Source organism: Pseudomonas sp. SP16.1, from assembly GCF_052682975.1.
In genome coordinates this window covers 4,448,110-4,467,654 of record NZ_JBQYFZ010000001.1, presented here as the reverse complement: position 1 = coordinate 4,467,654, position 19,545 = coordinate 4,448,110, and the positions used below count along the sequence as shown (strand labels likewise).

The following is a 19,545-nucleotide window of genomic DNA, read 5'->3' as shown; positions in this document are numbered from 1 at the left end:
TTGTTGCCTGTTCGCGATCGGATTGGCGCCGTGCTCGAGAAGAACGCGCAACAGCGCCCGTTCGCTGCTTCAGAAGAAGGTCAACCCCGCTTGGAACAGGCGCTCGACATCGCGGATGTACTTCTTGTCGACCAAGAACAGGATCACGTGGTCGCCGGATTCGATCACCGTGTCGTCGTGGGCGATCAGCACTTCCTCGTCGCGGATGATGGCGCCGATGGTGGTGCTCGGCGGCAGGGCGATTTCCTCGATCATGCGGCCGATCACCTTGCTCGACTTGGCATCGCCATGGGCGATCAGTTCCAGCGCTTCGGCCGCGCCGCGGCGCAGGCTGTGCACGCTCTCGATGTCGCCACGGCGCACGTGGGTCAGCAGGGTGCCGATGGTGGCCAGCTGCGGGCTGATGGCGATGTCGATCTCGCCGCCCTGCACCAGGTCGACGTAGGCCGGATTGTTGATGATGGTCATCACCTTGCGCGCGCCCAGGCGCTTGGCCAGCAGCGAGGACATGATGTTGGCCTCGTCGTCGTTGGTCAGGGCGAGGAAGATGTCGGCGTCGTTGATGTTTTCTTCCACCAGCAGGTCGCGGTCCGAGGCGCTGCCCTGCAGCACGATGGTGCTGTCGAGGGTCTCGGACAGATAGCGGCAGCGCGCCGGGTTCATCTCGATGATCTTCACCTGATAGCGGCTCTCGATGGCCTCGGCCAGGCGCTCGCCGATATGGCCGCCGCCGGCGATCACCACTTTCTTGTAGCTGTCCTCGAGGCGGCGCATCTCGCTCATCACCGCGCGGATATGCGCCTTGGCGGCGATGAAGAACACCTCGTCGTCGGCCTCGATCACCGTGTCGCCCTGCGGCATGATCGGCCGGTTGCGGCGGAAGATGGCGGCGACGCGGGTGTCGACGTTGGGCATGTGCTGGCGCAGCTGGCGCAGCTGCTGGCCGACCAGCGGGCCGCCGTAGTAGGCGCGCACCGCCACCAGCTGGGCGCGGCCCTCGGCGAAGTCGATCACCTGCAGGGCGCCGGGGTACTCGATCAGGCGCTTGATGTAGTTGGTCACCACCTGCTCGGGGCTGATCAGCACGTCGACCGGGATCGACTCGTTGCAGAACAGGCCGCTGCGGGTCAGGTACGCCGCCTCGCGTACGCGGGCGATCTTGGTCGGGGTGTGGAACAGGCTGTAGGCGACCTGGCAGGCGATCATGTTGACTTCATCGCTGTTGGTCACCGCCACCAGCATGTCGGCATCGTCGGCGCCGGCCTGGCGCAGCACGGTGGGAAACGAGCCCTTGCCCTGCACGGTGCGGATGTCGAGGCGGTCGCCCAGGTCGCGCAGGCGGTCGCCGTCGGTGTCGACCACGGTGATGTCGTTGGCCTCGCTGGCCAGGTGTTCCGCCAATGTGCCGCCGACCTGGCCGGCGCCGAGAATGATGATCTTCACCGATAGCTCCGTTGGAGAAATACTGAGTAACCTTACCGTCACTCCCGTGAAGGCGGGAGCTCAGGCGCTGCGGGGCTCTGGGTTCCCGCCTTCGCGGGAACGACGACTATTTCAAAGTACCTGCGGCATTTTGATCAGCTTGGCATAGTAGAAGCCGTCATGACCGTCCTGCTGCGGCAGCAGCTGGCGACCGTGCCCCGGCTCGAGGCCGAATGGGCCGGCGATGGCCACTTCCTGCGCGTCGGGCGTGCGGGCGAGGAAGGCGGCGATGGTCTCGCTGTTCTCTGGCGGCAGCACCGAGCAGGTGGCGTAGAGCAGGATGCCGCCGGGTTCCAGAGTCGGCCACAGTGCGTCGAGCAGTTCGCCCTGCAGCCGGGCCAGGGCGGGGATGTCCTCCGGCTGGCGGGTCAGCTTGATGTCCGGGTGGCGGCGGATCACCCCGGTGGCCGAACAAGGCGCGTCGAGCAGGATGCGCTGGAACGGCGTGCCATCCCACCAGACCTTGGTCGCACGGCCGTCGGCGGCGATCAGGCGGGCGTCCAGGCCGAGCCGCTCGAGGTTCTCGCGCACGCGCGCCAGGCGCTTTTCTTCCAGATCCACGGCGACCACTTCGCTCAGGGCCGGCTCGACTTCCAGCAGGTGACAGGTCTTGCCGCCAGGCGCGGCGCAGGCATCGAGCACGCGCTGGCCGGGCGCCAGTTCGAGCAGGTCGGCGGCCAGTTGCGCGGCTTCGTCCTGCACGCTGACGCGGCCGTCCATAAATCCGGGCAGCGTGGTCACGTCGCAGGGCTGCAGCAGGCGCACGCCGTCGCGGCTAAAGCGGCACGGCTCCGCAGCGAATCCCGCATTACGCAATTCTTCGAGGTAGGCATCGCGCGAAACGTGGCGGCGATTGACCCGCAGGATCAGCGGCGGATGGGCATTGTTGGCGGCGCAGATGGCCTGCCAGTGCTCGGGCCAGTGCGCCTTGAGCGACTTCTGCAGCCAGCGCGGGTGGGCGGTATGCAGCACCGGATCGCGATCGAGTTCGGCAAACAAAGCTTCGTGTTCGCGCTGGGCGCGGCGCAGCACTGCGTTGAGCAGGCCCTTGGCCCAGGGCTTTTTCAGCGCGCCGGCGCAGCCGACCGTCTCGCCGATGGCGGCATGCTCGGGAATGCGGCTGTGCAGCAGTTGATAGAGACCGATCAGCAGCAGCGCCTCGACGTCCTTGTCGGCGGCCTTGAAGGGCTTTTCCAGCAGCCTGTCCGCCAGCAGTTGCAGGCGCGGCTGCCAGCGCGCGGCGCCGAAGGCCAGGTCCTGCGCCAGGGCGCGGTCGTGGTGCTCGACCCTGTCCAGCTGCGGCGGCAGGCTGCTGCCCAGCGAGGCCTTGCCGGACAGTACGGCGGTCAGGGCGCGGGCGGCGGCCAGGCGTGGATTCATGCGCCGAGCACCTGGCCCGGGGCGAACTGCTCGCGGCGACTGTTGTAGAGGTCGGCGAACGCCAGCGGCTTGCCACCGGGCAGCTGCAGACGGGTCAGACGCAGCGCGCCCTCGCCGCAGGCCACGGTCAGGCCGACTTTGTCGGCGGCGAGGATGCTGCCGGGCGCGCCGCTGCCCTCCCCCAGCTCGGCGGCATGTACCTTGAGCGCTTCGCCAGCCAGCGTGGTATGGCAGATCGGCCAGGGATGGAAGGCGCGAACCAGGCGTTCCAGCTCCACGGCCGGGCGGCTGAAGTCCAGGCGCGCCTCGTCCTTGTTGAGCTTGTGCGCGTAGTTGGCCAGGGCGTCGTCCTGCACTTCGCCGGCCAGGGTGCCGGCGGCCAGTGCGGCGATGGCCTGCAGCACGGCAGGCGGGCCGATCTTGGCAAGGCGGTCGTGCAGGCTGCCGCCGGTATCGTCGGGATCTATAGGGGTGCTGACCTTGAGCAGCATCGGTCCGGTGTCCAGGCCGGCTTCCATCTGCATCACGGTGACGCCGCTGACGCTGTCACCGGCCTGCACCGCGCGCTGGATCGGCGCGGCGCCGCGCCAGCGCGGCAGCAGCGAGGCGTGGCTGTTGATGCAGCCCAGGCGTGGGGTGTCGAGCACCGCCTGCGGCAGGATCAGGCCGTAGGCGACCACCACCATCAGGTCCGGCTGCAGCGCCGCCAGCTCGGCCTGGGCCTCTTCGTTGCGCAGGCTCACCGGCTGGTGAACCGGGATGCCGTGTTGCGCGGCGAGCTGCTTGACCGGGCTGGGCGCGAGCTTCTGCCCGCGGCCGGCCGGGCGATCCGGCTGGGTGTATACGGCGATGATGTCGTGCTGGCTGGCCAGCAGGGCCTTGAGGTGCTCGGCGGCGAATTCCGGGGTGCCGGCAAAGACGATACGCAGTGAATCAGGCATGGACGCTCGCTAAAAGAAAAGGCTTGCCGCGGCAAGCCTTTAGGAATCTGGTGGATCAAGCGCGCTGGCGGTGCTGTTTTTCCAGCTTCTTCTTGATCCGGTCGCGCTTGAGGCTGGACAGGTAGTCGACGAACAGCTTGCCGTTGAGGTGATCGCATTCGTGCTGGATGCACACGGCGAGCAGGCCTTCGGCGACCAGTTCGAAGGGCTGGCCATCGCGATCCAGCGCCTTGATCCTGACCTTCTGCGGGCGGTCGACGTTCTCGTAGAAGCCGGGCACCGACAAGCAGCCTTCCTGGTACTGATCCATCTCGTCGGTCAGTGACTCGAACTCGGGATTGATGAATACCCGCGGCTCGGACTTGTCCTCGGACAGGTCCATGACCACCACCCGCTTGTGCACGTTGACCTGGGTCGCCGCCAGGCCGATACCCGGCGCGTCATACATGGTCTCGAACATGTCGTCGACCAGTTGACGGACGGAGTCGTCCACGACCTCCACCGGTTTGGCGATGGTACGCAGGCGCGGATCGGGAAATTCGAGGATATTCAGGATCGCCATATGCGTTTGTGATGCACTTGTGGAATAAAGTCAAAATCCGCTGCTAAGATGATGAACAGCATTGAAAAACGGCTTCACGCCGCGTATTCAGCGGGTTTGAACGCGGCGCTAGGGCGCTTCACGTGAAGACACATAATAAAGGGATTCACCGTATGAGGAAATCACTACTCGCCCTGCTGCTGGCGGCGGGCGGATTGGTCCTGACCGGCATGGCTCAGGCCGCAGTGCAACTCAAGGACGGTCACCCGGACCGCTACACCGTGGTCAGGGGCGATACCCTCTGGGATATTTCCGGCAAGTTCCTGCGTCAGCCGTGGAAGTGGCCGGAAATCTGGCACGCCAACCCGCAGGTGGCCAACCCGCATCTGATCTATCCCGGTGATACCCTCAACCTCGTCTACATCGACGGTCAGCCGCGCCTGATGCTCAACCGCGGCGAGTCGCGCGGCACCATCAAGCTGTCGCCGCAGGTGCGCAGCACACCGATGGCCGAAGCGATCCCGACCATCCCGCTGGAGGCGATCAACAGCTTCCTGCTCTCCAACCGCATCGTCGACACCCCCGAAGACTTCACTGGTGCGCCCTATGTGGTGGCCGGCAATGCCGAGCGCGTGGTCAGCGGCGCCGGCGACCGTGTCTATGCGCGTGGCAGCTTCGACGAGAACGCGCCGGTGTACGGCATCTTCCGCCAGGGCAAGACCTACAACGACCCGCAGACCCAGGAGTTCCTCGGCATCAACGCCGATGATGTCGGCACCGGCGAGATCATCGCCGAGGAAGGCGACGTCGGCACCCTGCTGCTGAGCCGCTCGACCCAGGAAGTACGTCTCGGCGACCGCCTGTTCCCCACCGAGGAGCGCGCGATCAACTCGACCTTCATGCCCAGCGAGCCGCTGGGAGAGATCGACGGCCTGATCCTCGACGTGCCGCGCGGCGTGACCCAGATCGGCCAGTTCGACGTGGTCACCCTGAACAAGGGCGCGCGCGATGGTCTGGAGATCGGCAACGTGCTGGCGGTGTACAAGACCGGCGAGACCGTGCGCGACCGGGTGACCGGCGAAAGCGTGAAGATCCCGGACGAGCGTTCCGGCCTGCTGATGGTGTTCCGCACCTACGACAAGCTCAGCTACGGCCTGGTGCTGCAGGCCAGCCGGCAGTTGGCGGTGATGGACAAGATCCGCAACCCCTAGTACCCGACGAGCCCCGCGATTGCGGGGCTCGTGCTTTCAGGTCGCCAGGACGGCGACGCGCTCATCAGGGAAGAACTGCCATGCCTGCCTCCCCCTCGCTTTCCCCCGCCGAGCTCGAAGCCCGCCTGCGCCTGCATCTGCTGCCGGAGCTCGGCCCGCGGCGTTTTCGCAAGCTGCTCAGCGCCTTCGACAGCGCCTCGGCCGCCCTCAGCGCTCCGGCCAGCGCCTGGCGTGCCCTGGGCCTGCCGGCCGCGTGCGCCGAGCTGCGGCGGAGCGCCGAGATCCGCCAGCGCGCCGCCGCCGCGCTGGCCTGGCTGGATGTGCCCGGGCAGCACCTGCTGATGTGGGACGATGCGCACTATCCCGCGCTGCTGGCCGAGCTGGCGGATGCGCCGCCGCTATTGTTCGTCGCCGGCGATCCGGGCCTTCTCGAGCGCCCGCAACTGGCCATGGTCGGCAGCCGGCGCGCGTCGAAGCCGGGCCTGGATACCGCGCATGCCTTCGCTCGCAGCCTGGCCGGCGGCGGTTTCGTCATCACCAGCGGCCTGGCTTTGGGGATCGACGGCGCCGCGCATCAGGGCGCGCTGGATGCGGGCGGTGCGACGGTGGCGGTGCTCGGCACCGGCCTGCAGTGCCTGTATCCGGCGCGGCACCAGCGCCTGGCGGCGCAGATCGTCGAGCACGGCGGTGCGCTGGTTTCCGAGCTGCCGCTCGATTGCCCGCCGCAGGCGAGCAACTTCCCACGGCGCAACAGGATCATCAGCGGCCTCTCGCTGGGCGTGCTGGTGGTCGAGGCCAGCCCCTCCAGCGGCTCGCTGATCACCGCGCGCCTGGCCGCCGAGCAGGGACGCGAGGTCTACGCCATCCCCGGCTCGATCCATCATCCGGGTGCGCGTGGCTGCCACCAGCTGATCCGTGATGGCGCCACTCTGGTGGAAAGCATCGAGCATATCCTCGAGGCGCTGCGCGGCTGGCAGGCGCCCGTGCCCGTTCAGGCCCGGGGCGACGTGGAGCATCCGTTGCTGGAATTGCTGCATGCCGCGCCGCAGAGCAGCGAGGCGCTGGCGCAGGGCAGTGGCTGGCCGCTGGCCGAGGTGCTGGCGGCGCTGACCGAACTGGAGCTGGATGGTCTGGTATGCAGCGACGCTGGACGTTGGCTGGCGCGAAACTCGTAGCCCGGAAGCAATCCGGAGAAATCGCGCCGCCCCGGATTGCTTCCGGGCTACAGTCTCATGGCCGGCTTGGATAGACTGCCGGCCATTGATGCAGCGGGAGACAGTCGATGGCCAGCAAATGGCAGATTCAGCAAACGGCGCGCGTGGTGCGCCAGGGCGGGGTAATCGCCTACCCCACCGAGGCGGTCTGGGGCGTGGGTTGCGACCCCTGGAACGAGGAGGCGGTGGAGCGCCTGTTGGCGCTGAAGGAGCGCCCCGTGCACAAGGGCCTGATCCTGGTGGCCGACGGCATCGATCAGTTCGATTTTCTCCTCGCCGATCTGCCGGATATCTGGATCGAACGCCTGGCCGGCAGCTGGCCGGGCCCCAATACCTGGCTGGTGCCGCATCAAGATCGCCTGCCCGAGTGGATCACCGGCCAGCATGACACTGTCGCTTTGCGCGTGTCCGACCACCCGCTGGTGCGCGAGCTGTGTCGCCTCACCGGGCCGCTGGTGTCCACCTCGGCCAACCCGGCCGGGCGCCCGGCTGCGCGTTCGCGGCTGCGCGTCGAGCAGTATTTCCCGCGCCAGCTGGACAAGGTGCTCGGCGGCGCGCTGGGCGGGCGCAAGAATCCCAGCCTGATCCGCGATCTGCGCACGGGCGACGTGATCCGCCCGTCCTGACCGGGTGCGCCTTGCGCACCGCGGACGCTACGCACGGTACAGGGCAAATGGTGCGCACGGCGCACCCTACGGCTTTACGGCAGCAAAATGCTCGAGCCGGTGGTCTGCCGAGCGCTCAGCGCGTCCTGTGCGGCGGCGGCGTCCTGTAGCGCATAGCGGTTGCTGATCTCCACCTGCAGCTGGCCGCTTTCGATCATGCCGAACAGCTCGTCGGCCATTGCCTGCAGGCGTTCGGGAGTATCGGCGTAGCCGGCCAGAGTCGGCCGGGTGACGAATAGCGAGCCCTTCTGTGCCAGGATGCCGAGGTTGACCCCGGTGACCGCGCCGGAGGCGTTGCCGAAGCTGACCAGCAGGCCGCGCGGCGCCACGCAGTCCAGCGAGGTTTCCCAGGTGTCCTTGCCGACGCCGTCGTAGACCACCGGGCACTTAGCGCCATCGGTCAGCTCCAGCACGCGCTGCACCACATTCTCATGGCTGTAGTCGATGGTCGCCCAGGCCCCCTGCTCCTGCGCCCGCGCCGCCTTTTCGGCCGAACTCACAGTGCCGATCAGCCTGACCCCCAGCGCCCGCGCCCACTGGCAGGCCAGGGAGCCGACGCCGCCGGCCGCGGCGTGGAACAGGATGGTCTCGCCACCCTTGAGCGGGTAGGTCTGGCGCAGCAGGTACTGCACGGTCAGGCCCTTGAGCATCACTGCGGCGGCCTGCTCGAAGCCGATGGCGTCCGGCAGCCTGACCAGCTTGTCCGCCGGCAGCACGTGCAGCTCGCTGTAGGCGCCGAGCGGGCCGGTGGCGTAGGCCACGCGGTCGCCGACGGCGAAGCCCTGCACCTCGCTGCCCACCGCCTCGACCACCCCGGCGCCCTCGGTGCCCAGGCCGGACGGCAACGCCGGCGGAACATAGAGGCCGCTGCGGAAATAGGTATCGATGAAGTTCAGGCCGATGGCGCGGTTGGCTACCCGCACTTCGCGTGGGCCGGGGGCCGCCGGCTGATAGTCGCGGTATTCCAGCACGTCGCTGCCGCCGTGCTGGCTGAACTGGATACGCTTGGCCATATCGGATTCCTTCTCTGAGCGAGCCGCCCGGCGGCGGCGAGAGGGTCTATCCAACCGCCCCGATCGAGCGGCGTCAACTGCGAAGGCGTGGCGCCGAGTGCTATGCTGCCCGCCGATCTCGATTCTCCCGCTCAAGGTGCCGCCGTGACTGACCGTACCGAGGCCGTGAAGGCCTACCTGCTCGACCTGCAAGACCGCATCTGTTCCGCCCTGCAAACCGAGGACGGCCAGGCCGTATTCGCCGAGGACGCCTGGCAGCGCCCGGCCGGGGGCGGCGGGCGCACGCGGGTGATCGAGAACGGCGCGCTGATCGAAAAGGGCGGGGTCAACTTCTCCCACGTGTTCGGCGACAGCCTGCCGCCGTCGGCCAGCGCGCACCGGCCGGAGCTGGCCGGGCGCGGCTTCCAGGCCCTCGGCGTGTCGCTGGTGATCCACCCGGAAAACCCCCATGTACCCACCTCGCACGCCAACGTGCGCTTCTTCAGCGCGGAGAAGGCAGGCGAGGAGCCGGTCTGGTGGTTCGGCGGCGGCTTCGACCTGACCCCCTACTACGCCAATGAAGAAGACTGCCGCTACTGGCACCAGGTGGCGTTCGACGCCTGCGCGCCGTTCGGCGCCGAGGTCTACCCCAGGTTCAAGGCCTGGTGCGACCGCTACTTCCACCTCAAGCACCGCGGCGAGCCGCGCGGTATCGGCGGGCTGTTCTTCGACGATCTCAACGAATGGGACTTCGATACCTGCTTCGCCTTCATGCGCGCCATCGGCGATGCCTACCTGGCGGCCTACCTGCCCATCGTCCAGCGCCGCAAGCTGACCCCCTTCGGCGAGCGCGAGCGCGAGTTCCAGGCGTTCCGCCGCGGTCGCTACGTCGAGTTCAACCTGGTGTTCGACCGCGGCACCCTGTTCGGCCTGCAGTCCGGCGGGCGCACCGAGTCGATCCTCATGTCGCTGCCGCCGATGGTGCGCTGGGGCTACGACTGGAAGCCCGAGCCGGGCAGTGAGGAGGCGCGCCTGACCGAGTATTTCCTCACCGATCGCGACTGGCTGGCGCAGGCATAGCTTCTTGTAGGAGCCGCGCCCCGCGGCGAATGGCGGCGGTGTCGCATTTCCGCGGCAAGGCAAAGGCTTCGCCCCGAGGCGGGGCTCCTACAGGGCGGCGTCAGCTCCGTAGATTTCTACCGTTACAGGACTATCCATGGACCGTTACTGCGTCTTCGGCAACCCCATCGGCCACAGCAAGTCGCCGCTGATCCACCGTCTGTTCGCCGAGCAGACCGGCCAGGCACTGACCTACGAAGCGCGGCTGGCACCGCTGGACGACTTCGCCGGTTGCGCGCGCGCCTTCTTCGCCGAGGGTCTGGGCGCCAACGTCACCGTGCCGTTCAAGGAGGAGGCCTACCGCCTGGCCGACGAGCTGAGCGAGCGCGCCCGCCGCGCCGGTGCGGTCAATACCCTGAAGAAACTCGACGACGGCCGCCTGCTCGGCGACAACACCGACGGCGCCGGGCTGACCCGCGACCTGCAGGACAACGCCGGCTTCAGCCTGGCCGGCAAGCGCATCCTCGTACTGGGTGCCGGCGGCGCCGTGCGTGGCGTGCTCGAACCCTTCCTGGCGCAGAAGCCGGCGGTGCTGGTGATCGCCAACCGCACCGTGAGCAAGGCCGAACAGCTGGTGCGCGAGTTCGCCGACCTCGGCCCGCTGGTCGCCGCCGGCTTCGACTGGATCGACGCGCCGGTGGACCTGATCGTCAACGGCACCTCGGCCAGCCTCGGCGGCGAGCTGCCGCCGATCGCGCCGAGTCTGATCCAGCCGGGACACACGCTGTGCTACGACATGATGTACGGCCGCGAGCTCACCGCCTTCAACCGCTGGGCGGTCGAGCACGGCGCGGCGCGCTGCCTGGACGGCCTCGGCATGCTGGTCGAGCAGGCCGCCGAGGCCTTCGAACTGTGGCGCGGCGTGCGCCCCGACACCGCGCCGGTGCTGGCCGAACTGCGCCGGCAGCTGGCGAGCTGAACTTCCCGAAGTTCGTGACGAGCGCCGCTACGTAGGGTGGGTTAGGCGCATGGCGCAGGTGCCGATGACCCCGCAAGTTCTGCCGCGCCGTAACCCACCATTGGTGTCACGCGGGAAGATCGCCCGGTGGGTTACGCGGCGCGCCATCACCGCGCTGTCAGGTCGTTCGTGGATTGCGCCGCTAACCCACCCTACGGGTTCGACACCGCTCGTTCAATCTTCGAACTGCACCGGGCAATGCTCGGCGCCTTCGAGCTTGAGGATCTCCTCCACCACCTGCGGCCGCGCCTGGCGCAGCACCAGGCTGCGCTGCCCGGCCAGCAGGCGGCGCGCCTCCTGGTGCAGCATCTCCACCCCGGCGTAGTCGATGAAGTTGATATGCCGGGCGTCGATCACCAAACGCTGGCCGCGGCTGCGCTGCAGCAGCTGCTGGATGTAGTGGCAGGCGCCGAAGAAGATCGAGCCCTCGATGCGCAGCACCTCGTCGTCGCCGTCCTGCCACAGGCGTACTCGCGGCTGCGAGGTGCGCTTGAGGTAGAAGAACAGCGAGGCCAGCACCCCGGCGTAGATCGCCGTCTGCAGTTCCAGCAGTAGGGTGGCCAGCAGGGTCAGCAGCATCACCGCGAACTCGGCGCGGCTGACCCGGCGCAGCGCGCGGATCGCCGCCAGGTCGACCAGGCCCCAGCAGATCAGCAGGATGCCGGCGGCCATCACCGGCAGCGGGATATGCGCCAGCAGCGCGGCGCCGAGCACCGCGAACGATGCCACCAGCAGCGCCGAGAACACCCCGGCCAGCGGCGTGCGCGCGCCGGCCTGCAGATTTAGCGCCGAGCGGGTGAAGGAGCCGGCCGACAGCGAGCCGGCGAACCAGGGCCCGAGCATGTTCGATAGACCCTGGGCGCGCACCTCCTGGTTGGCGTCGAGGAACTGGTGCGACTTCACCGCCAGCGCACGGGCGATGGACAGGCTGGTGACCAGCCCGAGCATGCCGCAGGCCACCGCCGCCGGCAGCAGTTGCAGCAGGTTGTTGAGGTTGAATTGCAGCGGGGTGACGGGCGGCAGGCCGCCTTCGAAGGCGCTGACCAGGGCGATGCCGCCGACCAGGCGCGCCGGCAGCAGCCACACCAGCGCGCTGCCGGCGACCAGGCCGATCAGCAGCGCCGGCGCCTTCGGCCACAGGCGGCGTATTCCTAGGCAGAGCAGCAGAGTGAAGGCTGCCAGGACCAGGCTCGGGGCGTGCGCGTCGCCCAGGTGCTGGCCGATCTGCAGCAGGCTGGCCAGGGCGGTGGCCTGGCTGGCGATCTCCACCCGCAGCAGGTTGGGGATCTGGCCGATGGCGATCACCAGCGCCGCGCCGAGGGTGAAGCCGAGCACCACCGACTGCGAGACGAAGTTGACCAGGGCGCCGAAGCGCAGCAGGCCGAGCAGCCACTGGAACAGGCCGGCGAGGAAGGTCAGCAGCAGCACCAGGGCGATGAACTGCTCGCTGCCGGCCTTGGCCAGCGGGCTGACGCTGGTGAACAGGACGATGGAGATGGCCGCCGTGGGCCCGCAGATCAGGTGCCAGGACGAGCCCCACAGGCAGGCGACTATCACCGGCACTATGGCCGCGTACAGGCCGTACTCGGCCGGCAGGCCGGCGATCAGCGCATAGGCCAGCGATTGCGGCAGGGCCAGCACCGCGCCGGTCAGGCCGACCAGCAGGTCGTTGCCGAGGGTCTTGCGGCTGGTGCCGGGCAGCCAGCGCAGGAAGGGCAACAGGGTCTGCAGGTCGGGTAGCGGCATCGTTGGGGCCAGGTAGGTTGGATTGAACTCGGGCAGCCCGTAGGCGCCCCGCCCGGGGCGAAGCGCTTGGGCGCTGTCGGCCGAACGTCTTCGCCGCGGGGCGTGGCTCCTACGAGAGCCGAGCGCAGCGTCGGATCGCCTCCGGGCGACGAGCTGCGTCCCACCCTACGCAATTGCCCCGGCTATTTCAAAGCCGCGCCTTGACCGCAGCCAGGCCGTCGCCGCCGTCGCGGCTGGTGACGCCGTCCAGCCAGCCATCGAGTACCTGCGGGTTGGCCTGCAGCCAGGCCTTGACTGCTTCGTCGTTGCTCGCCTGCTTGCGCAGCACGCGGTCCATGATGCTGTTCTCCATCTCCTGGGTGAAGCTCAGGTTGCTCAGCAGCTTGCCGACGTTGGGGCACTGCGCGGCATAGTCCTTGCGCGCCAGGGTGTTGACGCTGCCGCTCTCGCCAAAGTACTTCTCGCCACCCCTGAGGTACTTGATGTCGTAGTTGACGTTCATCGGGTGCGGAGTCCAGCCGAGGAAGACCACGTATTCGTCGCGCTTCACCGCCCGACCGACCTGCACCAGCATGGCCTGCTCGCTGGACTCGACCAGCTTCCAGTCGCCCAGGCCGAACTCGTCGGCCTCGATCATCTGCTTGATCGACTCGTTGGCCGGCGAACCGGAGGCGATGCCGTAGAGCTTGTGGCCGAACTTGTCGGCGAATTTGTCCAGATCTGCGAAGGTCTTCACCCCGGCCTCATAGGCGTAGGTCGGTACGGCCAGCGTGAACTCAGTGCCGTCGAGGTTCTGCGCCAGCTTGGCCACTTCGCCGCTGGCGACGAACTTGTCGTAGTTGTCCTGCTGGGCCGGCATCCAGTTGCCGAGGAACACGTCGAGCTGACCCTTCTGCAGCCCGGCGTAGATGATCGGCACCGCCAGGGTCTGGCTCTGCGTCTGGTAGCCGAGGCCGTCGAGCAGGAAGCTGGCGATGCCATTGGTCACGGCGATGTCGCTCCAGCCCGGGTCGCCGAGTTTTACCGTGGCGCAGCTGGCCTCTTCGGCCCAGACATTGGCGCTGGCGCTGAGCGCCCCGGCCAGTAGCAGCAGGTGGATTCGGTTCATGGCGGATCTCCTTTGTTCTGATAGTAGTGGGAGGCAGTGCGTTTCAAACCTGTGGATAACGGGCGCGACGTTCCAGGTCGTCGAGATCGATATGGTTGCGCATGTACTGCTGGCTGGCGTCGACCCAGGGCTGGTGGTCCCAGCTGGTCAGCTTGCCCTGGCTCAGGGCGTCGGCCACCAGGCGCCGACGGCGCTGGCTGGCCAGGGTGGCGGCATGGATCGCCGGAATGTCCCAGCGCTCCCGTGCTTCGGCGAGGAACTCGGCAAGCAGGCCGCGGTGATCCGCCGATTCGGCCAGGTTTTCGCGTTCCTGCGGGTCCTGCTGCAGGTTGAACAGCAGCAGCGGATCCTGCTCGGAGTAGACGAATTTCCACGGGCCGCGACGGATCATCATCAGCGGGCTGGTGGTGCCTTCGGCCATATATTCGCCGATCACCTCGTCATGGCCGCCCTCGCCGGTAAGATGCGCCAGCAGCGAGCGGCCTTCCAGATCGAGGCCCTCTTCGACCCGGCCGCCGGCCAGTTCCACCAGGGTCGGCAGCAGGTCCATGGTCGACACCGACCGGCTGACCCGGCGCGCGGCGAAACGCTGCGGCGCATGCACCAGCAGCGGCACGCGGGCGGCCATCTCGAACCAGTGCATCTTGTACCAGAGGCCGCGCTCGCCGAGCATGTCGCCGTGGTCGCCGGAGAACACCACGATGGTGTCCTCGGCCAGGCCGCATTCCTCCAGGGTCTTCAGCAGCTTGCCGATGTTGTCGTCGATATAGCTGCAGGCGCCGAAGTAGGCGCGGCGGGCGTCGCGGATCTTGTCTGCCGGCAGCGGCTTGTCCCACAGGTCGATGACCTTGAGGATGCGCTGCGAGTGCGGATCCTGCTCGCCTTGTTCGAGGATCTGGCGCGGCATGGGAATCTCCACGCCCGCGTAGCGCTCCCAGTATTCGGCCGGGATGGTATAGGGGTCGTGCGGGTGGGTCATCGACACGGTCAGGCAGAACGGCTGCTCGGGCGTCAGGCGCACATGGTCGTAGAGGTACTGGCGGGCCTTGAACACCACCTCCTCGTCGAAGTCCAGCTGGTTGCTGCGCACGCAGGGGCCGGCCTGCAGCACCGAGGACATGTTGTGGTACCAGCTGGCGCGCACCTCGGGCTCGTCCCAGTTCACCGCCCAGCCGTAGTCGGCGGGATAGATGTCGCTGGTCAGGCGTTCCTCGTAGCCGTGCAGCTGGTCGGGGCCGCAGAAGTGCATCTTGCCCGACAGCGCGGTGCGGTAGCCGAGGCGGCGCAGGTAGTGGGCGTAGGTCGGCACGTCGGCGGGAAAGTCGGCGGCGTTGTCATAGGCGCCGATCTTCGACGGCAGCCGGCCGCTGACCAGGGTGAAGCGCGACGGCGCGCACAGCGGGCTGTTGCAGTAGGCCGAGTCGAACACCACGGCGCGTTCGGCCAGCTTCATCAGGTTGGGCATCTGCACCGGCGAGGCAGCATCGTGCAGCGGCAGGATCGGCGCGGCCATCTGGTCGGCCATGATGAAGAGGATGTTCGGGCGTTTCATGGCGGTGGCTATTCCATACGTTGGGTTTATGCGACAGTGCTGACCTTAAGATTCCAGCCAAATCGAAATGGGGTAAACCCGCCTTGGACACATGACTCGGATAACAAATACTTATGTTTAAGGCGATCGACGGACTGTCCCTCGATGCGCTGCGGGTGTTCGAGTCCGCCGCGCGCCAGCTCAGCTTCACCGCCGCGGCGAGCGAGCTGGGCAGCAGCCAGCCGGCCGTCAGCCAGCAGATCAAGCGCCTGGAACAGCAACTGGCGACGCGCTTGTTCGACCGGGTCTATCGCGGCATCGTCCTCACCGAGGCCGGCGAGCTGCTGCTCGGCCACGTGCAGGAGGGGCTGTCCAGCCTCGACGCCGGCCTGGCCGCGGTCACCGCACGGCAGCAGCACGAGGTGCTGCAGGTGGCCACCGATTTCGCCTTCGCTGCCTACTGGCTGATGCCGCGGCTGCAGCGCTTCAACCGCCTTTACCCGGAGGTGGACGTCAGCCTGATCACCAGCGAACGCGATCCGGCCACCGCCTCCAGCGATATCGACGTGGCGATCCGCTTCGGCGACGGCCGCTTCAAGCACGGCGAGGCGCACCTGCTGTTTCGCGAGGAGGTGTTCCCGGTATGCAGCCCGCGCCTGCTCGGCGAGCGGCGGCCACCGCTGCCGGTCTCGATCCTGGCCGAGCTGCCGCTGCTGCACCTGCGTCCCGAGCACCGCTCGCGCTGGTTCGACTGGGATGGGCTGTTCCGCGCCCTGGGCATCGACGCCGCGCCCACCCCCGGCGCGTTGCGCTTCGACAACTACACATTGCTGATCCAGGCGGCCATTGCCGGCCAGGGCGTAGCCATCGGCTGGCGCCATCTGGTCGACGAGCTGCTGGCCCAGGGTCTGCTCTGCCGCCTGGGCGAGGCCGAGGTGCATTCGGCGCTGGGTTACTACCTGGTATTGCCCGAACGCAAGCGCCGCCAGCGCCTGACCGCGCGTTTCGTCGACTGGCTGCAGAGCGAGCTGGAAGCGCCGGCACAGCGCCTCTGAGCGGGCCATACTGCAAGAGCGAGCGGCGAGTCCCTATACTGGGCGCCGCCGCGTTCGCGGCCTCTCTACTCAACCGGTGAACCGAACCGTGAAACTCCGTCACTCGATTTTGGCCCTGCTGCTGTGCGGCGGCCTTGCTGTTTCGAACCCCCAGGCCGCCCCGGCCGCGCCCCGACAGGAACTGGCCGCTGGCAGCGCCTTGTTGCTCGACCTCAAGACCGGCCAGGAGCTCTATTCCAGCAACCCCGACCTGCGTCTGCCGGTGGCCTCGGTGACCAAGGTGATGACCGCCATGGTAGTGCTCGACGCCAAGCCGCCGCTGGACGAGGTGCTGCCCATCACCATCCGCGACACCAAGGAGATGCAGGGTGTCTACTCGCGGGTGCGCATCGGCAGCGAAATCAGCCGCCGCGACATGCTGCACCTGGCGCTGATGTCCTCGGAGAACCGCGCCGCCGCCAGCCTTGCCCATCACTACCCGGGCGGCCACGGCGCCTTCATCGCGGCGATGAACGCCAAGGCCAAGGCCTTGGGGATGTACAACAGTCGCTTCGTCGAGCCCACCGGCCTGTCCGAGCACAACGTCTCCACCGCCCGCGACCTGGCCCTGATGCTCAAGGCGGCGCAGCAGTACCCGCTGATCGGCCAGTTCAGCACCGACTCGGAAGCCACCATGCGCTTTCGCAAGCCCGCCTACAGCCTGGGCTTTCGCAATACCAACGCGCTGGTGCGCAAACCCGGCTGGGACATCGACCTGAGCAAGACCGGCTTCACCAATGCCGCCGGTCGCTGCCTGGTGATGCTCACCTCGATGAACCATCGCTCGGTGGCCTTCGTCGTGCTCGGCGCCTTCGGCAAGTACACCCACATGGCCGACGCCAATCGCCTCAAGCGCTGGATGGAGACCGGCAAGGTCACCCCGGTGCCGGCTGCCGCGCTCAGCTACAAGCGGCAGAAGCTGGCGCAGTGGAGCCTGCAGGCCGGACAGTGAGGGCATAGCCTGCCGGCAATGGACGAGCGGGTGCTGCCGAAGCTGTAGGAGCCCCGCCTCGGGGCGAAAAGCACCAACGCCAGCGGCCAAGGCTGGTGCGCACGGCGCGCCCGACGAAGCCGCAACGCAGCGTTTTCCAGCATCTCCCCCGATCAATGGCTGCCAAGCCGCTCGCTCAGGAAATCGAGAAAGCAGGTAATGCGCGAGGCCAGCGCGGTGTTGCGGTAGTACACCGCATTGATCGGCTGGCGCACCTCGATGCGCTGCTCGGCCAGCACCTCGACCAGATCGCCGCGTGCACGGTCCTGATCGGTCATAAAGTCCGACAGGCAGGCCAGCCCCTCGCCGGCCAGCGCCAGTGCGCGCACCGTGTCGCCGCTGGAGGCGCGGATGCTCGGGACGATGCGCCAGCGCTCGCCCTGGGCGTGGCGCAGCGGCCAGTCGTTGAGCCCATCCGGCTCGGTGAAGCCGATCAGGCTGTGCCCGCTCAGCGCCTCGACGCTCTGCGGCGTGCCGTGGCGCGCCAGGTAGGCGGGGCTGGCCAGCACCCGCCGCCAGCTGTGGCACAGCGGCCGGGCGTGCAGGCTGGAGTCGGGCAGCGCGCCGATGCGGATGGCCAGGTCGGTGCGCCGCTCGAGTAGGTCGATGATGCGATCGTCGCTGTGCAGTTCCAGCTCGATCTGCGGATAAAGCGCGCGAAAATCGCCGATCAGCGGGACTATCACGTGCAGCATGAAGGGCGAGGCGGTGTTGACCCGCAGCCGTCCCGCCGGTGCCTGGCGGCGCAAGGCCATCTGCTCCTCGGCCTCTTCGACGCTGGCGAGGATGCGCCGCGCCTGGGCGAGGAACTGCTCGCCCTCCTCGGTCAGTTCCAGGCGCCGGGTGGTACGGCGCAGCAGGGTCACCGCGAGTTTCTCCTCCAGACGGCCGAGCGCGCGGCTGACGCCGGAGGCGGTCTGCTCCAGTTGCGCGGCGGCGGCGCTGATCGAGCCGCTGTCGACCACGCGGACGAAGGCGAGCATTTCTTCCAGGCTGGTCTTCATTGTTGATCTTCAGTCAAAGGTATTTGTGGGGTTATCGGCTTTTTCCGCATGAGTCTGCCTCGGATACTGCGCGCCATCAACCTTGTCGCGGAGCCATCCCATGCCCATCGCCCTGCTCGCGCTGACCCTCAGCGCCTTCGCCATCGGCACGACGGAGTTCGTCATCGTCGGCCTGTTACCCACCATCGCCGGCGACCTCGGCGTCGACCTGCCCTCGGCCGGCCTCTTGGTCAGCCTTTATGCCCTCGGCGTGGCGGTCGGCGCGCCGCTGCTCACCGCGCTGACCGGCAGGGTGCCGCGCAAGGCGCTGCTGCTCGGCCTGATGCTGCTGTTCACCGCCGGTAACCTGCTGGCCTGGCAGGCGCCGGGCTACGAGTCGCTGATCGTGGCACGGATCGTCACCGGTCTGGCCCACGGCGTGTTCTTCTCCATCGGCTCGACCATCGCCACCAGCCTGGTGGCCAAGGAGAAAGCCGCCAGCGCCATCGCCATCATGTTCACCGGTCTGACCGTGGCACTGGTCACCGGCGTGCCGCTGGGCACCTTCATCGGCCAGCACTTCGGCTGGAGGGAGACCTTCCTGGCGGTGTCCGTACTGGGCCTGATCGCCTTCGCCGGCAGTCTGCTGTACGTCCCGCGCGGTATCGCCCACACCCCGCCGTCCTCGCTGCTGACCCAACTGGCCGTGCTCAAGCAGCCACGCCTGCTGCTGGTGTACGCGATGACCGCGCTGGGCTACGGCGGCACCTTCACCGCCTTCACCTTTCTAGCGCCGATCCTGCAGGAGGTGAGCGGCTTCAGCGCCGACGCCGTAAGCCTGGTGCTGCTGGTCTACGGCGTGTCGGTGGCGGTCGGCAATATCTGGGGCGGCAAGCTCGCGGACCGGCGCGGTCCGATCGGCGCGCTGCAGCTGATCTTCGCCCTGCTCGCCGGCGTGTTGCTGCTGCTCGGCTTCACCGCCGCCAACCCCTGGCTGGCCCTGGGTACCGTGCTGCTGTGGGGCGCGGTGGCCTTCGGCAATGTGCCGGGGCTGCAACTTTACGTGGTGCGCCAGGCCGAACGCTTCAGCCCGCGTGCGGTGGACGTTGCCTCGGGTCTGAACATCGCCGCCTTCAATCTGGGCATCGCCGGCGGCGCCTGGCTCGGCGGACAGATAGTCGCGCGGCTCGGACTGATCCCCACCGCCTGGATCGGTGCGCTGGTGGTGCTGGGCGCGCTGCTCCTGACCATCTGGAGCGGGCGCCTGGACCGCCGCGACCCGCAGCTGCGCGGCCGTGCCGGCAGCGGCGCCGGCCTGGCGGTCGGTCACTGACTGCGACAGTCGAGGCGATTCGGCGTGAAATTCATCCCCCCTTCGGCCTTGGCACCTTCCGCCTCAAGGACCGGGTCGCCATCGATTCGGTACGCACCGGCCTGGAGCCGGGCTACCCGGCCGCCATCGCCACCCTGGAGCGCGGCGAGCGGCTGGCCAATTCGGGTTTCGCCCCGCTCTGGGATTGACCCGGCCGGGGCAAGGCGCGGCGCACGACCGCCAACTGCGGCGTTCGGGTCGCGGCTGAAGCCCCTGC

At 68.0% G+C, this 19,545-nt stretch carries 17 protein-coding genes; 8 read left to right on the top strand and 9 right to left on the bottom strand.

Features of this window, described 5'->3' with window-relative positions; translation table 11 throughout:
* Window positions 1-69: 69 nt before the first annotated feature.
* From trkA to def, 4 genes are all read right to left on the bottom strand, one after another.
* A complete protein-coding gene (trkA, locus tag ACUTAF_RS21050) occupies window positions 70-1,443 on the bottom strand; it encodes a Trk system potassium transporter TrkA (RefSeq protein ID WP_445581792.1) in 1,374 nt (457 codons plus the stop codon).
* A gap of 111 nt (window positions 1,444-1,554) precedes the next feature.
* Window positions 1,555-2,862: a 16S rRNA (cytosine(967)-C(5))-methyltransferase RsmB gene (gene rsmB / locus ACUTAF_RS21045; RefSeq protein WP_445581791.1), complete on the bottom strand. Its 1,308-nt coding sequence runs from the start codon at window positions 2,860-2,862 to the stop codon at window positions 1,555-1,557.
* The gene (fmt, locus tag ACUTAF_RS21040; protein WP_445581790.1) at window positions 2,859-3,803 is read right to left on the bottom strand and encodes a methionyl-tRNA formyltransferase; all 945 of its coding nucleotides are present in this window, start codon (window positions 3,801-3,803) and stop codon (window positions 2,859-2,861) included. The genes rsmB and fmt overlap by 4 nt, the downstream gene beginning before the upstream one ends.
* 55 nt (window positions 3,804-3,858) lie before the next feature.
* On the bottom strand, window positions 3,859-4,365 hold the full coding sequence (gene def / locus ACUTAF_RS21035; RefSeq protein WP_445581789.1) for a peptide deformylase: 507 nt from the start codon (window positions 4,363-4,365) through the stop codon (window positions 3,859-3,861).
* A 152-nt stretch (window positions 4,366-4,517) separates the two neighbouring features.
* On the opposite strand from def, the gene ACUTAF_RS21030 reads away from it, so the two are divergent.
* From ACUTAF_RS21030 to ACUTAF_RS21020, 3 genes are all read left to right on the top strand, one after another.
* Window positions 4,518-5,555, top strand: coding sequence for a LysM peptidoglycan-binding domain-containing protein (locus tag ACUTAF_RS21030; protein WP_445581788.1), 1,038 nt, complete (start codon window positions 4,518-4,520; stop codon window positions 5,553-5,555).
* A gap of 80 nt (window positions 5,556-5,635) precedes the next feature.
* Window positions 5,636-6,730: a DNA-processing protein DprA gene (dprA, locus tag ACUTAF_RS21025; protein ID WP_445581787.1), complete on the top strand. Its 1,095-nt coding sequence runs from the start codon at window positions 5,636-5,638 to the stop codon at window positions 6,728-6,730.
* 107 nt (window positions 6,731-6,837) lie between these two features.
* Window positions 6,838-7,395: an L-threonylcarbamoyladenylate synthase type 1 TsaC gene (locus tag ACUTAF_RS21020; RefSeq protein ID WP_445581786.1), complete on the top strand. Its 558-nt coding sequence runs from the start codon at window positions 6,838-6,840 to the stop codon at window positions 7,393-7,395.
* Window positions 7,396-7,469: 74 nt separating this feature from the next.
* Here the strand turns inward: ACUTAF_RS21020 and ACUTAF_RS21015 are convergent, their stop codons facing one another.
* The gene (locus tag ACUTAF_RS21015) at window positions 7,470-8,447 is read right to left on the bottom strand and encodes an NADPH:quinone reductase (protein WP_445581785.1); all 978 of its coding nucleotides are present in this window, start codon (window positions 8,445-8,447) and stop codon (window positions 7,470-7,472) included.
* Window positions 8,448-8,591: 144 nt separating this feature from the next.
* Here ACUTAF_RS21015 and hemF point away from each other — a divergent pair, with 144 nt between their 5' ends.
* Together hemF and aroE are read left to right on the top strand one after the other, a co-directional pair.
* Window positions 8,592-9,506 (top strand): oxygen-dependent coproporphyrinogen oxidase, encoded by a 915-nt coding sequence (hemF, locus tag ACUTAF_RS21010; RefSeq protein ID WP_445581784.1) that lies wholly within the window; start codon window positions 8,592-8,594, stop codon window positions 9,504-9,506.
* A gap of 136 nt (window positions 9,507-9,642) precedes the next feature.
* The gene (gene aroE / locus ACUTAF_RS21005) at window positions 9,643-10,464 is read left to right on the top strand and encodes a shikimate dehydrogenase (RefSeq protein WP_445581783.1); all 822 of its coding nucleotides are present in this window, start codon (window positions 9,643-9,645) and stop codon (window positions 10,462-10,464) included.
* Window positions 10,465-10,677: 213 nt separating this feature from the next.
* On the opposite strand, the gene ACUTAF_RS21000 is transcribed toward aroE, so the two are convergent.
* From ACUTAF_RS21000 to betC, 3 genes are all read right to left on the bottom strand, one after another.
* Window positions 10,678-12,249 carry a SulP family inorganic anion transporter gene (locus tag ACUTAF_RS21000; RefSeq protein ID WP_445581782.1) on the bottom strand — a complete coding sequence of 524 codons (1,572 nt, stop codon included), beginning with the start codon at window positions 12,247-12,249 and terminating at the stop codon, window positions 10,678-10,680.
* A 187-nt stretch (window positions 12,250-12,436) separates the two neighbouring features.
* A complete protein-coding gene (gene choX, locus ACUTAF_RS20995) occupies window positions 12,437-13,357 on the bottom strand; it encodes a choline ABC transporter substrate-binding protein (protein WP_445581781.1) in 921 nt (306 codons plus the stop codon).
* Between the two features lie 43 nt (window positions 13,358-13,400).
* Entirely contained in the window at window positions 13,401-14,909 is a 1,509-nt protein-coding gene (betC, locus tag ACUTAF_RS20990; protein WP_445581780.1) for a choline-sulfatase, read from the bottom strand.
* Window positions 14,910-15,022: 113 nt separating this feature from the next.
* On the opposite strand from betC, the gene ACUTAF_RS20985 reads away from it, so the two are divergent.
* Window positions 15,023-15,943, top strand: a complete 921-nt coding sequence (locus tag ACUTAF_RS20985) for a choline sulfate utilization transcriptional regulator (RefSeq protein WP_445581779.1) — start codon at window positions 15,023-15,025, stop codon at window positions 15,941-15,943.
* An 88-nt stretch (window positions 15,944-16,031) separates the two neighbouring features.
* Window positions 16,032-16,934 (top strand): D-alanyl-D-alanine endopeptidase, encoded by a 903-nt coding sequence (gene pbpG, locus ACUTAF_RS20980; protein ID WP_445581778.1) that lies wholly within the window; start codon window positions 16,032-16,034, stop codon window positions 16,932-16,934.
* Between the two features lie 152 nt (window positions 16,935-17,086).
* Here pbpG and ACUTAF_RS20975 read toward each other — a convergent pair whose 3' ends face one another.
* Window positions 17,087-17,977 (bottom strand): LysR substrate-binding domain-containing protein, encoded by an 891-nt coding sequence (locus ACUTAF_RS20975; RefSeq protein WP_445581777.1) that lies wholly within the window; start codon window positions 17,975-17,977, stop codon window positions 17,087-17,089.
* Window positions 17,978-18,077: 100 nt separating this feature from the next.
* Between ACUTAF_RS20975 and ACUTAF_RS20970 the strand changes: the two genes are divergently transcribed.
* Complete coding sequence (locus ACUTAF_RS20970) at window positions 18,078-19,289, top strand: MFS transporter (RefSeq protein ID WP_445581776.1); 1,212 nt, start codon at window positions 18,078-18,080, stop codon at window positions 19,287-19,289.
* Window positions 19,290-19,545 lie beyond the last annotated feature (256 nt).

What these genes read in the sequence shown, in the direction of transcription:
- ACUTAF_RS21000 (WP_445581782.1), bottom strand. Translation starts at nt 12,249, where the DNA reads ATGCCGCTACCCGACCTGCAGACCCTGTTGCCCTTCCTGCGCTGGCTG.
- ACUTAF_RS20970 (WP_445581776.1), top strand. Translation starts at nt 18,078, where the DNA reads ATGCCCATCGCCCTGCTCGCGCTGACCCTCAGCGCCTTCGCCATCGGC.
- ACUTAF_RS21030 (WP_445581788.1), top strand. Translation starts at nt 4,518, where the DNA reads ATGAGGAAATCACTACTCGCCCTGCTGCTGGCGGCGGGCGGATTGGTC.
- ACUTAF_RS20985 (WP_445581779.1), top strand. Translation starts at nt 15,023, where the DNA reads ATGTTTAAGGCGATCGACGGACTGTCCCTCGATGCGCTGCGGGTGTTC.
- fmt (WP_445581790.1), bottom strand. Translation starts at nt 3,803, where the DNA reads ATGCCTGATTCACTGCGTATCGTCTTTGCCGGCACCCCGGAATTCGCC.
- ACUTAF_RS21020 (WP_445581786.1), top strand. Translation starts at nt 6,838, where the DNA reads ATGGCCAGCAAATGGCAGATTCAGCAAACGGCGCGCGTGGTGCGCCAG.
- dprA (WP_445581787.1), top strand. Translation starts at nt 5,636, where the DNA reads ATGCCTGCCTCCCCCTCGCTTTCCCCCGCCGAGCTCGAAGCCCGCCTG.
- ACUTAF_RS20975 (WP_445581777.1), bottom strand. Translation starts at nt 17,977, where the DNA reads ATGAAGACCAGCCTGGAAGAAATGCTCGCCTTCGTCCGCGTGGTCGAC.
- def (WP_445581789.1), bottom strand. Translation starts at nt 4,365, where the DNA reads ATGGCGATCCTGAATATCCTCGAATTTCCCGATCCGCGCCTGCGTACC.
- rsmB (WP_445581791.1), bottom strand. Translation starts at nt 2,862, where the DNA reads ATGAATCCACGCCTGGCCGCCGCCCGCGCCCTGACCGCCGTACTGTCC.
- aroE (WP_445581783.1), top strand. Translation starts at nt 9,643, where the DNA reads ATGGACCGTTACTGCGTCTTCGGCAACCCCATCGGCCACAGCAAGTCG.
- betC (WP_445581780.1), bottom strand. Translation starts at nt 14,909, where the DNA reads ATGAAACGCCCGAACATCCTCTTCATCATGGCCGACCAGATGGCCGCG.
- ACUTAF_RS21015 (WP_445581785.1), bottom strand. Translation starts at nt 8,447, where the DNA reads ATGGCCAAGCGTATCCAGTTCAGCCAGCACGGCGGCAGCGACGTGCTG.
- choX (WP_445581781.1), bottom strand. Translation starts at nt 13,357, where the DNA reads ATGAACCGAATCCACCTGCTGCTACTGGCCGGGGCGCTCAGCGCCAGC.